This is a genomic window from Stenotrophomonas sp. ASS1, from assembly GCF_004346925.1.
GTDB lineage: Bacteria > Pseudomonadota > Gammaproteobacteria > Xanthomonadales > Xanthomonadaceae > Stenotrophomonas > Stenotrophomonas maltophilia_A.
Window position 1 is genome coordinate 1,305,089 of record NZ_CP031167.1, and the last position, 12,824, is coordinate 1,317,912.

At 66.6% G+C, this 12,824-nt stretch carries 11 protein-coding genes; 5 read left to right on the top strand and 6 right to left on the bottom strand.

Annotated features, from left to right (window positions below; translation table 11 throughout):
• The first annotated feature begins 196 nt into the window (after positions 1 to 196).
• The 3 genes from MG068_RS06060 (at position 197) to MG068_RS06070 (ending at position 3,857) form a co-directional block, all read left to right on the top strand.
• Positions 197 to 1,774: a M20/M25/M40 family metallo-hydrolase gene (locus tag MG068_RS06060; RefSeq protein ID WP_132809651.1), complete on the top strand. Its 1,578-nt coding sequence runs from the start codon at positions 197 to 199 to the stop codon at positions 1,772 to 1,774.
• Positions 1,775 to 1,927: 153 nt separating this feature from the next.
• Positions 1,928 to 3,331 (top strand): glutamate--tRNA ligase, encoded by a 1,404-nt coding sequence (gene gltX, locus MG068_RS06065; RefSeq protein WP_107433381.1) that lies wholly within the window; start codon positions 1,928 to 1,930, stop codon positions 3,329 to 3,331.
• Positions 3,332 to 3,365: 34 nt separating this feature from the next.
• Positions 3,366 to 3,857 carry a Fur family transcriptional regulator gene (locus MG068_RS06070; protein WP_004150412.1) on the top strand — a complete coding sequence of 164 codons (492 nt, stop codon included), beginning with the start codon at positions 3,366 to 3,368 and terminating at the stop codon, positions 3,855 to 3,857.
• A 32-nt stretch (positions 3,858 to 3,889) separates the two neighbouring features.
• Here the strand turns inward: MG068_RS06070 and MG068_RS06075 are convergent, their stop codons facing one another.
• From MG068_RS06075 to MG068_RS06095, 5 genes are all read right to left on the bottom strand, one after another.
• Positions 3,890 to 4,543 (bottom strand): hypothetical protein, encoded by a 654-nt coding sequence (locus MG068_RS06075; protein ID WP_121503869.1) that lies wholly within the window; start codon positions 4,541 to 4,543, stop codon positions 3,890 to 3,892.
• 75 nt (positions 4,544 to 4,618) lie between these two features.
• Entirely contained in the window at positions 4,619 to 5,779 is a 1,161-nt protein-coding gene (locus MG068_RS06080; RefSeq protein WP_132809653.1) for an HlyD family secretion protein, read from the bottom strand.
• 10 nt (positions 5,780 to 5,789) lie between these two features.
• Complete coding sequence (locus tag MG068_RS06085) at positions 5,790 to 7,463, bottom strand: MFS transporter (protein ID WP_132809655.1); 1,674 nt, start codon at positions 7,461 to 7,463, stop codon at positions 5,790 to 5,792.
• Entirely contained in the window at positions 7,463 to 8,029 is a 567-nt protein-coding gene (locus MG068_RS06090) for a TetR/AcrR family transcriptional regulator (RefSeq protein ID WP_010483118.1), read from the bottom strand. Before MG068_RS06090 ends, MG068_RS06085 begins: the two co-directional genes overlap by 1 nt.
• Positions 8,030 to 8,258: 229 nt before the next feature.
• Positions 8,259 to 10,463: a TonB-dependent receptor gene (locus MG068_RS06095; RefSeq protein ID WP_132809657.1), complete on the bottom strand. Its 2,205-nt coding sequence runs from the start codon at positions 10,461 to 10,463 to the stop codon at positions 8,259 to 8,261.
• Between the two features lie 135 nt (positions 10,464 to 10,598).
• On the opposite strand from MG068_RS06095, the gene MG068_RS06100 reads away from it, so the two are divergent.
• Both MG068_RS06100 and MG068_RS06105 read left to right on the top strand, forming a co-directional pair.
• A complete protein-coding gene (locus tag MG068_RS06100) occupies positions 10,599 to 11,012 on the top strand; it encodes a MerC domain-containing protein (protein WP_008264835.1) in 414 nt (137 codons plus the stop codon).
• A gap of 110 nt (positions 11,013 to 11,122) precedes the next feature.
• Positions 11,123 to 11,302 (top strand): 30S ribosomal protein THX, encoded by a 180-nt coding sequence (locus tag MG068_RS06105; protein ID WP_004150462.1) that lies wholly within the window; start codon positions 11,123 to 11,125, stop codon positions 11,300 to 11,302.
• A 110-nt stretch (positions 11,303 to 11,412) separates the two neighbouring features.
• Here MG068_RS06105 and MG068_RS06110 read toward each other — a convergent pair whose 3' ends face one another.
• Entirely contained in the window at positions 11,413 to 12,663 is a 1,251-nt protein-coding gene (locus MG068_RS06110) for an alkaline phosphatase family protein (protein WP_132809659.1), read from the bottom strand.
• Positions 12,664 to 12,824 lie beyond the last annotated feature (161 nt).

Below are 12,824 nucleotides of genomic sequence, written 5' to 3' on the forward strand. Positions count from 1 at the left end.
GGTGGCGTGGCAGGTGCGAACCAACCACTCTCCTGTGGCTGCGAACCAACCACCTCTCCTGTGGGTGCGAACCTTGGTTCGCACGCTTCCGCGCTGTCCATGACCGATGGGACGGTATCGGCGCGCCCCTGCTGGCTAGACTCGATGGGTTGATGATCGAGCCGAAGGGCAGGGGTGCGATGTGATGAAGTGGGGCATGCTGGCGGTCGCGCTGGCGATGGGTGGCAATGCAGGCGCGCAGCAGCGCGAGCCGGTGGACCTGGACATGGTCAGCCGCATCCGCCAGGAGGCCTTCCACCGTTCGCAGGTGATGGACACCTTCAGCTACCTCACCGAACGCATCGGCCCGCGACTGACCAATTCGCCGGCGATGGGCCGCGCCAATGCGTGGACCCGCGGCAAGTTCAACGAATGGAAGCTGGACAACGTCCACGACGAAGCCTTCGACGACTTCGGGCGCGGCTGGGAGTTCACCTCGGCCAGCGTGGAGATGCTGGGGGACCGTGTACAGCCGCTGCATGCACTGCCGAAGGCGTGGACGCCGGGCACCAAGGGACCGGTTGAAGGCGAACTGGTGCAGGTCGAGATCAAGAAGCCCGAGGACATCGAGAAGTACCGCGGCAAGCTGCGCGGCAAGATCCTGCTGCTGGGCGAGGCGCGCGAGTACAAGCGCGGCACCGAGGCGGATTCGCACCGCCACGACGCCACCTCGCTGGAGGGCCTGCAGGAGTTCACCCTGCCCAAGGACAAGGACGCCACCGCCGAGCGTGCGAAGCGGGTCAAGGAATACCAGGAACGCCAGCAGCTGGCGACCAAGGTCAATGCGTTCTTCGTGGAAGAAGGCGCGCTGGCCTCGATCAGCATCAGCAGCTGGGACAACGGCATCATCCGCGTTGCCGGCGGCGGCTCGCGCAAGGCCGGTGAGTCGGTGGGCATTCCCGAGCTGGCGATGATCAGCGAGCACTTCAATCCGCTGGTGCGCGCGCTGGAGGCCAAGCAGACCGTGCGCCTGCGCGTGGATGTGGCCGCGCGCTTCACCGACGAGGCCGACCAGCCGGGTTACAACACGCTGGCCGAGATCCGTGGCAGCAGCAGGCCCGATGAAGTGGTGATGATCGGCGCGCACCTGGATTCCTGGCACAGTGGTACCGGTGCGGCCGACAACGCGGCCGGCGTGGCGGTGATGATGGAAGCGATGCGCATCCTCAAGGCCACCGGCGCCAAGCCCAAGCGCACCATCCGCGTGGCGCTGTGGAGCGGCGAGGAGCAGGGCCTGATCGGCTCGCAGGCCTATGTGGCCAAGCACTTCGGCCGTTTCCCGGAACCCACCGACCCGGCGCAGAAGGCGCTGCCGGCCTCGCTGCGCGAGCCGACCGGCGCGCTGCAGAAGACCCGCGACTACGGCAAGTTCCAGGTCTACTTCAACATGGACAACGGCTCGGGCCGCTTCCGTGGCATCTATGCACAGGAAAACCTGGCGGCGATGCCGATCTTCGAAGCCTGGCTGGCCCCGTTCCATGACGTCGGCGCCACCACCGTGGCCACCCGCAACACCGGCAGCACCGACCACATCAGCTTCGACCGCATCGGCCTGCCGGGCTTCCAGTTCATCCAGGACCGGCTGGACTACTTCACCAACGTCCACCACAGCCACCTGGACACCTGGGACCACGCCGAACCGGAAGACCTGAAGCAGGCCGCAGCCATCGTCGCCTCGTTCGCCTACAACGCCGCGATGCGCGAGCAGTCCTTCCCCCGCAAGGTAGAACCGTAAAAGGGGACGGAGGGGATTAAGTCGTTTCTCCCATCCGTTTCACGGTTGCAGGCCCAGCGGCTGGGCAATCGCGACTTAATCCCCTCCGTCCCCTTTTTCCGTCGGGGGCGGCGGGCTGGTAAAATCGGGGGATTCCCGTTCCTCGAGCCGTCCATGACCTGCCGCACCCGCTTCGCCCCCAGCCCCACCGGTTACCTGCACATCGGCGGTGCCCGCACCGCGCTGTACTGCTGGCTGGAGGCCCGCCACCGTGGCGGCGAGTTCGTGCTGCGCATCGAGGACACCGACCGTGAACGCAGCACCCAGGGCGCGATCGACGCGATCCTGGAGGCGATGGAGTGGCTGGGCCTGGACTATGACGAAGGCCCGATCTACCAGACCGACCGCGTCGCCCGTTACATGGAAGTGGCCGAGCAGCTGGTGGCCGACGGCAAGGCGTACTACGCCTATGAGACCCGCGAAGAGCTGGACGCGATGCGCGAGGCCGCCATGGCCAGGCAGGAAAAGCCGCGCTACAACGGCGCTGCACGCGAACTGGGCCTGCCGCGCAAGGACGACCCGAACCGCGTCATCCGCTTCAAGAACCCGCTGGAAGGCACGGTGGTGTTCGACGACCTGATCAAGGGCCGCATCGAGATCGCCAACAGCGAGCTGGATGACATGGTCATCTTCCGCCCGGACGGCTACCCCACCTACAACTTCGCGGTGGTGGTGGACGACTGGGACATGGGCATCACCGAGGTCATCCGCGGCGACGACCACATCAACAACACCCCGCGCCAGATCAACCTGTACGAAGGCATCGGCGCGCCGGTGCCGAAGTTCGGCCACATGCCGATGATCCTCGACGAGCAGGGCGCCAAGCTGTCCAAGCGCACCGGCGCGGCCGACGTGATGCAGTACAAGGACGCCGGCTACCTGCCGGACGCGCTGCTGAGCTACCTGGCCCGCCTGGGCTGGTCGCACGGTGACCAGGAGCTGTTCAGCCGCCAGGAGCTGATCGACCTGTTCGACGTGAAGGACTGCAACTCCAAGGCCTCGCGCTTGGACATGGCCAAGCTGGGCTGGGTCAACCAGCACTTCCTGAAGACCGAGGACGTGGCCGCGATCGTGCCGCACCTGGTCTACCAGCTGCAGAAGCTGGGCCTGGACGTGGCCGCCGGCCCCGCCCCGGAGGACGTGGTGATCGCCCTGCGTGAACGCGTGCAGACCCTGAAGGAAATGGCCGAGAAGGCCGTGGTCTGGTACCAGCCGCTGACCGAGTACGACGAAGCGGCGGTGGCCAAGCACTTCAAGGCCGGTGCCGAAGTGGCGCTGGGCAAGGCCCGCGAGCTGCTGGCCGCCCTGCCGGAATGGACCGCCGAGTCGGTGGGCGTCGCCCTGCACGACGCGGCCGCAGCGTTGGAAATCGGCATGGGCAAGGTGGCCCAGCCGCTGCGCGTGGCCATCACCGGCACCCAGGTCAGTCCTGACATTTCCCATACCGTTTACCTGGCCGGCCGCGAGCAGGCCTTGAAACGCATTGATGTGGCCATCACCAAGGTAGCAACGGCCTGAGGCATCCTTGCCAGGCCCGAACCGGAGAACACGCATGCCCGCCAAGACCGCCACTGCCTGTACCGCCCCGCACCACCACGTCCACGACGCATCGGATTTCGTGGCGGTGGTCGAGCGCGTCTCGCGCGAACGCGGGCTGCGCCTGACCCCGATCCGCGCCAATGTGCTGAAGCTGATCGCCGAGGCCGGCAAGCCGGTCAAGGCCTACGAGCTGCTGGAATGGGTGCGCAACGGCAAGGGCGTGGGCGCCGATGCCCCGCCCACCGTGTACCGCGCGCTGGACTTCCTGATGGCCAATGGCTTCGTGCACAAGTTGGAATCGGTGAATGCCTTCGTGGCCTGCCACCATCCCAGCAGTGCCGCGCACTCGGTGCCGTTCCTGATCTGCAACAGCTGCCACAGTGCTGTGGAGCTGGAAGACCGCGAGATCGTCACCCAGCTGGAGAAGCGCGCCAAGGAGCTGGGCTTCCAGCCGCAGGCGCAGACCCTGGAAGTGCACGGCCTCTGCGCGCGCTGCGCGGGCTGAGTCGCGGCGCGTACCCGGACTGAGCCGTACGCTCAGTCCCGGGCGGCGTGCTCTTTCAGACGCTTCAGGACGCTGCGCTGTGCGTCGACCAGCACAGGGTCGTCCACCCGCAACTGCTCGACCCAGGCGAGCGCTGGTACCGGGTCGGCACGGCGCACGAAATACAGTGCCTGCGCCAGGAAATGCACATTGGGCACCCTGGCGTCCCAGATGAGCTTGGCGATACGCAGCATCGACGCCTGCATGCCGGGTGTAACCTCAACGCCGGTCTTCCCCGAAAGCGCGGTATTGAGGCAGTAAAGCGCCTGGCAGGGCAGATCACGCGGTGTGCCCGCACGCGACCAGTCAGCGCGTTCGGCAAAGTCCAGCAGGATGGCAATGGCGGCGGGGCCACTCACATCGGCCAGTGTGCCGAGCGCGAACACTGCCAGCTGGGGGTCACCCAGCATATCGCGCAGACCTTCCACGCCCTGGCGTCCCCAGGCGGTGCAGGCCTTGGCCCAGCCGCCGAACGGTACGACCCGGCTACCATCGCCCAGCAGGCCATCATCCGGCCAACCGTGCAGTATCCGCAGCCGCTCAATCTCCTCGCCACCTTCGGCGCCGTGCTCCTGCACGAAGGCGATCAGATCTTCCGCTTCCAGCGTGTCCTTGGCCGCCCGCCTGGCCAGTGTCGTGAATTTCATCGTCTTCCAGCGATCCTGATCCAGATCCGCAACGGTAGCGGATCAATGGGGTGAAGGCAGCCAGCAGCCTGCACCCTAGTCCATCGGCTTGGACCGGGTATCCACCCGCACGATCACCGACATGCCGGGCCGCAGCTGCGCGGCCAGCGTCTGGCCTTCATTGATCGATATCCGCACCGGCAGCCGCTGCACCACCTTGGTGAAGTTGCCGCTGGCGTTGTCCGGGCGCAGCACGCTGAACTCCGAACCTGTGGCGGGTGCGATCTCCTGCACGCGGCCGCGCAGCACCTGGCCCTGGAACGCGTCCACCGAGAACGTGGCCGGCTGGCCGATCGCCATGCCCCAGGTCTGGCCTTCCTTGTAGTTGGCCACCACCCACAGCGTGTCAGGCACCAGGAACAGCAGCTGCGAACCGGCGGTGACGTACTGGCCCACGCGCACGCTGGCTTCGCTGATCTGGCCGTCGCGCGGTGCGTGAATCACCGTGTTGGCCAGGTCGATGCGCGCCAGCTCCAGCTGCGCCTGCGCGCTTTCCACCTGGGCCTCCAGGCTCTTGCGCGCCACCTGGGTCGAGACCAGCGTTTCCTCGGCGATGCGGATCTGCGCCTGCGACTGCTGCACGCTGGCCTGTGCCGAGGCCTGGGTGGTGCGGAACTTGTCGCGGTCGTTGACCGACACCAGTTGCTGCGCAGCCAGTTCCTCGTAGCGTTTCAATTCATTGCGCGAACGCTGCAGCTCGGCCTGGCCGGCCGACAGTGTGGCGTGCGCCGAAGCGATCTGCGCACGGTTCTGTGCCTGCGACTGGTCCGAGTTGGCCAGTGCCGCACGTGCGCTGTCCAGGGTTGCCTGCGCCTGAGCGACACGCTGCGTGTAGATGCGGTCATCGATGCGCAGCAGCGGCTCGCCCTCCCTCACGTGCTGGAAGTCCTTCACCAGCACCTCGGTCACGTAGCCGTTCACCTGTGGCGCCATCACCGTGATCTGCCCGCGCACATAGGCGTTGTCGGTCACCATCACGCTGCTGGTGAACGGCCACAGGTGCCAGGCGCGCAGGATCAGCGCAATGCCCAGCAAGGCCACCACCACCATCACCACCACGCTGCGCGCGCTGGGCTTGAGGTACTTCGGCGCGGCAGCCGGTGCCGCGGGCGTGGGCGCAGGCGCCGCATCGGTCGGCGGCGGTGGAGTGACGTTGTCGGCGTCGATGTCGTCGGGGCGGGGCGGGACGGGAGGCATGGAGGAGGACTCAGCGGGGCGCGGCCGGCGTGACCGCAGCGGGGGAAGTGGGGTGGCGCTTGCGCCATTGCTTGAGCACGGCGGTGCGCAGCGACAGCAGCAGCAACCAGCCCAGGAAGCCGATCGCCAGCCAACCGCTCAGCGTGAACACATCATTGAAGCCACGCACGTTGGCTTCGCGGCGCGTGGTCTGCGCCAGCTGCGCGCTGCCCTGCGCGCTGCGCAGCACCGGGTCGGTGATCTGTGCGCTGTACAGCTGCTGCTGGATGCGCAGGCGCTGCGCCACCACCGGGTCGGCCGGGTCGAGCTGGCTGGTCAACGCGCTGGAGTACAGCTGCTCGCGGTGCAGCTGGAAGGTACCCAGCACCGCCGAACCGGCCAGGCCGCCCAGCGTCTGGGTGATCGACAGCGTCACCAGGAAGGTGATCATGTGGTCCACGCCCTGTTTCAGCGCGGCGGAAATGCCGAGCATGATCAACGGGCCCATGAACATGCCGGCACCGACCGAGGCCAGGAACTGGCTGACGTAGAAGTCGTGCGGTCGATCCATGCTGGTGCGGTGCTGATCGAAGAAGGCGGCAGCGCCGAGCAGCAGGATCGCCATCAGCAGCTGGGCGATCAGCCGCTTCGGGCCGAAGGTCAGCGAGGCACCGGCGATGCCGGTGACCACGCCCGCGAGGATCACTACGAACAGCGGGCGCATCTGGTCCGGGCCCATGCCCAGCGTGCGCATCAGGTTGACCACGCCATAGGACTGCTCGGTGGTCAGGAAGCGGATCAGGAACGCGCCGACGATGAAGTGCAGCACCGGCAGCTTCGACAGCCAGCGGATCTGCAGCAGTGGATTGCGCCGGTAGTGTTCGATGATGAAGGCAGTGGTGGAGAGCACGATCGAGGCGACCAGCGCCCAGCCCAGCCATGGCGTGTTGAGCCACCAGCGGGTGTAGCCCTGCGCCAGCACGATCACCAGCAGTGCGACGGCCGGTGCAAGCAGGGCGAACGTGAGGAAGTCCAGCGGTTCGAACGCCTTCACCTGGATGCCGGGCGGCAGCTTCAGCACCACCACTGCCGCGAACGCGCACAGTGCCAGCCCGGCTTCGAATGAGTAGAGCTGGTGCCATTGGCCGGTATCGACCAGGCCTGGTGAAACGATCCAGGCGATCGGCACCGCCAGCTGCGAAAGGCCGACGCCGACCACCAGCAGATTGCCGGTAAAGCGGCGCGGCAGCGCCTGCAGCATGTACAGCGTGCCCAGTGTCGAACAGGCCGCACCCGCGAAGCCGCTGGCGGCGCGGGTCAGCATCGTGGTCTCGAAGCTGCCGACGAACAGATGCAGGACGGCCAGAGCTGCGTACAGCCCCAGCCCGATCTCGGCGAACAGGCGGATGCCGTACTGCTGGCGGAACTTGAAGGCCAGCAGGTTGGCCGTGACGTTGACCATTGCATAGGCCGCCACCAGCCAGCTGCCCTGGGTCGGCGTCAGTGCCAGCTGGCCCTGCAGGAAGGGCAGGTTGGCGGTGACCAGTGCATTGCCAAGACCGCCGGTAATCGCCACCAGCAGCGACACCAGTGCATAGGCCACGCGTCGATACGGTGGGTGCCAGGGCATCGACGCCGAACCGGGCATGGTCGGCTTCTCGTGCTCCTCCCAATCCGGAACCGGCTTCAGATACGGCTGGACCATCAGCGGGCCTCGCTGGTTGCTCCCTGGAGACCCCCGCGCAGCAGCTGCAGGGCACGCCCGGCCAGGTGGGCGCGCTCGTCGCGGGTCTTGCCGCGCAGGGCTGCGCCCAGCATGCCCGAGATCAGTGAAATGTCCGTCTTCTCCAGGTCGGCACGGCACAGTCCGGCGGCCTTGGCACGGGCGATCGGTGCTTCCAGCAGATCGCGCACGGTCTCGCGCGCGGTGCGCATGGCTGGCACGTCCGAATCCACCGCGCGCCAGTAATCGGCCAGTGCCGGCGAATCGATGATGCGCTGGGCCATGCCTTCGAACACCTCGAACAGGGCATCGTCGCGGTCGCCGAGCTGCTCGACCTGGCGCCGGATACGGTCGACCGTACGTTGCAGCAGTGCCTGGATCAGCGCGGTGCGGTCGGGGAAGTTGCGGTACAGGGTGGCGCGGCCCACCTGGGCGCGTTCGACCACCAGATCCAGCGGGGCGGTGACACCGTGTTGGCCGAACACATGATCGGCGGCGTCGAGGATGAGGGCACGGCGGGCAGCAGCATCGGCACGTTGGGCAGTCATGGAATTATTTTCGGACAAAAGTGTCCGATTGGCGAGACTTTGAGTGACGGGATTGTCCGCTTGTTGTGGTACGCACATCTTTGTGACGAATGCGTGATGGATGTTGCACAAAGAGATGGGGGCCAGAAGGCCCCCATCGGATCTGCTTGCATTGGATCCACGCCATGCGTGGGCTGAGGCTGGGGTCAGAACCCATTCCTCTGGAATGGGATCCGACTCCACTACGCGATCAGAAGAACGCGCGGATGCCGAATGCGACACCACGGCCCGGCAGCGGCGAGTAATCACGCAGCAGCGAGGTATGCGGACGCACTTCGCGGTTGGTCAGGTTGCTGCCATCCAGGAACACTTCGTAGCTGTTGCTCGCGTTGCGATCCCAGCGGTAGGCCAGATGCGCGTCGACCAGGGTGTAGCCGTCGCTCGGCGCTTCGTTCTGGGCGACATCCTTCTGGCGGCTGTAGCGGACCGCACCGACCGAGGCGCGCCAGCCGTCCTTCGACCAGCGCAGGTCGGCGCCGACGCGGGCCGGGGCGATGCGCGGCAGGTAGCCGGTGTTGGCCAGTTCCACCGAGTAGTTGTGGTTGTGGTCGCCATGCGGCACGGCGATGTCGAGGTTGCGGCTGCCGCTGCCATCCAGCTTGGCCTTCACGTAGTCGCCGAACACGCGCAGATCCCAATCACCGGCGCCGCCTTCGAACAGGTGCACCAGCGCTTCGGCTTCGGCACCGCGGAACACCGCATCCTGCTGCGTCCAGGCGCGAACCGGCAGGCCCTCGGTGACGCCGGTGTCGGCCAGGTAGATGAAGTCCTTGAACCTGGTCTGGTAGACCGACGCGGAGAAGTCCAGGCGTTCGCTGTGGGTGTGGATACCCAGTTCCACGCGCTGGCCGCGCTCGGTCTTCAGGTTGGCGTCGCCGATTTCCAGCGAGCGGGTGGCGATATGCGCGCCGGCGGCATACAGCTCTTCGTTGGTCGGTGCACGCTCGGAGCTGTCCACGCCGATGCGCAGGTCAACGGCATCGTTGAGCTTCCAGATGCCGGCCGCAGACAGGTTGGTGGCGCCGAAGGTGCGGCGGCGATAGTCACCGGTCGGGTCCAGCTTGACCTGGTCGTGGCGGCCGCCCAGTTCCAGCTTGAACGGGCCGAACTGCTTTTCCTGCAGTACGAACAGGCCGATGTTCTTCGTGCCGGTATCCGGAACGAACGCCTCTTCGCCCTTGGCACCGAAATCACTGTTGCCGAACTGCAGGCCGAAGGCGCCGTCCCAGCCGCCGATCTGCTGCTGCACCGCTTCCAGGCGCGCCTCGATGCCACGGTTGGTAAAGCGGGTGGACGGCGTGCCGGCTTCCAGCTCCACGTGTTCGTAGTCGGTGTAGGCCACGCGTGCATTGATGTTCTTCAGGAACGAGACCGGGTTGTAGATGCCGGCCTTGGTCTCGAAGCGGTTCTGCACCATGTCGATGCGCACGTCATGCTCGTCGCCGCCTTCCTCTTCATCGCCATGGTCGTGGCCGTGGTCATGGCCATGATCATCGCCATCGGCATGCACGTGCGCGCCATTGGGAATGCCGTAGTTGGTGCGATAGGTGCTGGCGGATACGCCGAAGTAGCCGCCGTCGCCCAGCCACGTTGCGCCGACACCGCCGGCGCGGGTGCGGATCGAGCTGTTGTCGAGGCGGCCGCGGCGCGGCTCTTCGCCTTCCTCGCCCGCGTGGTCATGGTCGTGATCGTGATGATCTTCAAGGCTGTCGATCACGGCATAGCCGGGAATGCGGTAGTCATCGCCATTGCGGACCAGGCCATCCACGTGCAGCACGACATTGCCGCTGACGCCATCGAGGCGGAACATGCCGCTACGTTCGTTGTTCACCGAATTGCCGCGCAGCTCGGCGCGGCCGCTCAGCGGGCGCTCCGGCAGCTCGCGCGCGATGCGGCCATCGACCACATTGACCGCGCCACCGATGGCGCCGCTGCCGAACAGCAGCGTGGCCGGGCCCTTCAGTACTTCGATCTGGTCGGCCAGGAACGGCTCGATGCTGGTGGCATGGTCGGCACTGACGGTGGAGGCATCCATGTTGCCCATGCCATTGGACAGCACGGCCACGCGCGGGCCTTCCTGGCCGCGGATGATCGGGCGGCCGACGCCAGGGCCGAAGAAGGTGCTCTGCACGCCGGGCAGTTTGGCCACGGTATCGCCGAGGGTGCCGGCCTTCTGCTCGTCCAGGCGCTCACCGGCCAGCACGTCCACCGGGCGCGCCAGCGATTCGGCATCGCCCTGCAGCGGCGACGCGGTGACCTGCACCGACGACAGTTCAGTCAGGTGGCGGTCACGATGGGAATCGTCTTCGCTGGCGGCGAAGGCAGCGGTCGGAAGCAGGGCGGTCAGGGCCAGGGCGAGGGAATGCGGCTTCAACCGCGGGGTACGGGCGGGCATCGGTGGGTCCTTTGTTACACTGTATCAATCGCTGGGCGCACGTATCCCGTCAGCGGGACAGGGGGAGGGAAACCGTGCGGGTCGGGAACAGATGTTATATTATTCCATAACGATTCGCCGACCCTGCTGGAAGTCATGTCCCTGTCCTCACGCCTGCGCCACCTGCTAGACCGTTTCGGCGCCACCGGTTCGATGCTGTGCGCGGTGCACTGCGCGGTGATCCCCGTGCTGCTGGCCGCGGCGCCGTCGCTGGGCCTGTCGTTCTGGCTGAGCGATGGGGTGGAACAGGCGCTGGTGGTGTTCGTCACCCTGCTCGGATTGTTCAGCCTGGTCTGGGGCTACCGCCGGCACGGTGCGCTGCGTGCGCTGGGCTTCCTGATTCCCGGCCTGGTCGCGTTGTGGGCCGGCGTGCTGTACGACCCGCTGCACCACAATGCGGTGCCACACGCGGTGGTGATGACCATCGGCGGCCTGCTGGTGGGGGTCGCCCATCTGGTCAACCTGCGCCTCAACCACGGTCACGTGCACGACGCCAGCTGCGCGCACTAGGCGCTCCGTGATAGGATTTTCGATCGTGCGCGGGGGCGCCCAGCAAGGCGGCCCCGCCGAACCCGTGTCAGTACGGGGTAACCAGATTTCACATTTGAGGAGTTGAAGACATGGGTAAGGGTGACCGCAAGACCGCCAAGGGCAAGCGCTACAACGCCAGCTACGGCAACGCCCGTTCGCACACCGCGAGCAAGGTCGCCGTAGGCGCCGCTGCTCCGGTTGCCAAGAAGACCGTGGCCAAGGCTCCGGCGAAGAAGGCTGTGGCGAAGAAGGCCGTCGCCAAGGCCTGATCCGGCCTGGACCGGTTCAACGAAAAACGCGGCGCCTGGCGCCGCGTTTTTTTGTGCTCGTCGTTCCGCTTGCTGCGTTCGCCGGGCCATGCCCGGCGGAAGACGTACGATCAGCGCAGGGTTTTCTTCAGCGTTTCCGGATTGCCGTCGTTCGGTGCGGCCGGCACCTGCAGCAGGTGCGCCAGCAGCGGGTAGACGTCGACATTGTCGAAGCCATCGATCACCAGGCCCTGGCGGAACGACGGGCCGCTGGCCACGAATACCGCGCGCATGGAGGGCAGGGCATTGTCGTAGCCATGCGAGCCGCGATCCTGATGGTCTCGCTTGGCGATCTTCCCCTGGTGCAGGGCATCCCAGCCTTCATCCATCATGCAGACAATGGCGGGAATGCGCGGGTGGGTGCCGTAGTGCAGGCGCGGCGGCAGGTTTTCTTTCTTCCAGCACTCGTAGTGCGCGTGACGACCGAGCAGGGCGCGCTCGGCTGCGGCTTCGTGACCGGCCAACGGCGCAAAACCCACCGACTGGCCCTGGCTGACGTTGCGAGCGATGGCCGGGGCGGCCATTGATTCGGTGGAGATCACCTGGCCGACCGGGACGCTGGCCATGCCATGGTCGGAGACCACGATCACGTTGGTGGTCGCGGCCAGGCCGCGCTGCTGCAGTCCATCGAGCACCTGGCCGATGATCTGGTCGGCGCGCACGATGGCGTCGGCGTACTGCTTCGATTCGGGGCCGTAGTTGTGGCCGGCCTTGTCCACGTGCTCCATGTACAGCGTGGTCAGGCGGGGGGCGTCGGCATCGGTCTGTGCAAGCCAGTCCAGCACGGTGCCCGCGCGTTGTTCCAGCGGTTCCTTGCCGTCGTACACGCGCCATTGGCTTGGGCGCACACCGCGGATTTCCGATTCACTGCCCGGCCACGAGGTGGTGGCCGAACGCACCCCGGCGTTCTCGGCGCCGACCCAGATCGGTTCGCCGCCCCACCAGCCGCTGGTGGTGACCGCCTCACGGTTGCTCAGCTCGAACCGCCCTAGGGCTTCATCGTCCATGCTGTTGTTGACGATGCCGTGGTGGTCCGGGCGCAGGCCGGTGACGATGGTGTAGTGGTTGGGGAAGGTCAGCGACGGATAGGACGGGGTCATCCAGCGTGCACGCACGCCGCCGTCGATCAGGCGCTGCAGGTTCGGGGTCAGGCCGCGGTCCAGCGCATCGGCGCGCAGTCCGTCGATCGAGATCAGCAGCAGCTTCGGCGGCGCAGCCGCAGCGACAGCGGTGGGAGCGGAGGCGGAAGGGGCGGGCGCGGTGGTGCAGGCGGCCAATGGCAGCAGCAGCGCCAGCGCGCAGGTCAGGCGTACGGAAGTCATCCGCCCATGATAAGCCGGTGCAATGACCACCCCAAGACACGTTGCGCCGAAGGGCGCAGCGTGTCCGCGCATTTTTCCTTATCCCCGCGCCTGTCGGCGCGCCCCCTTCAACAAGAAGGGGGTTTTTCTCCAGGCATATTCCTGATGCTTCCATCCACGCA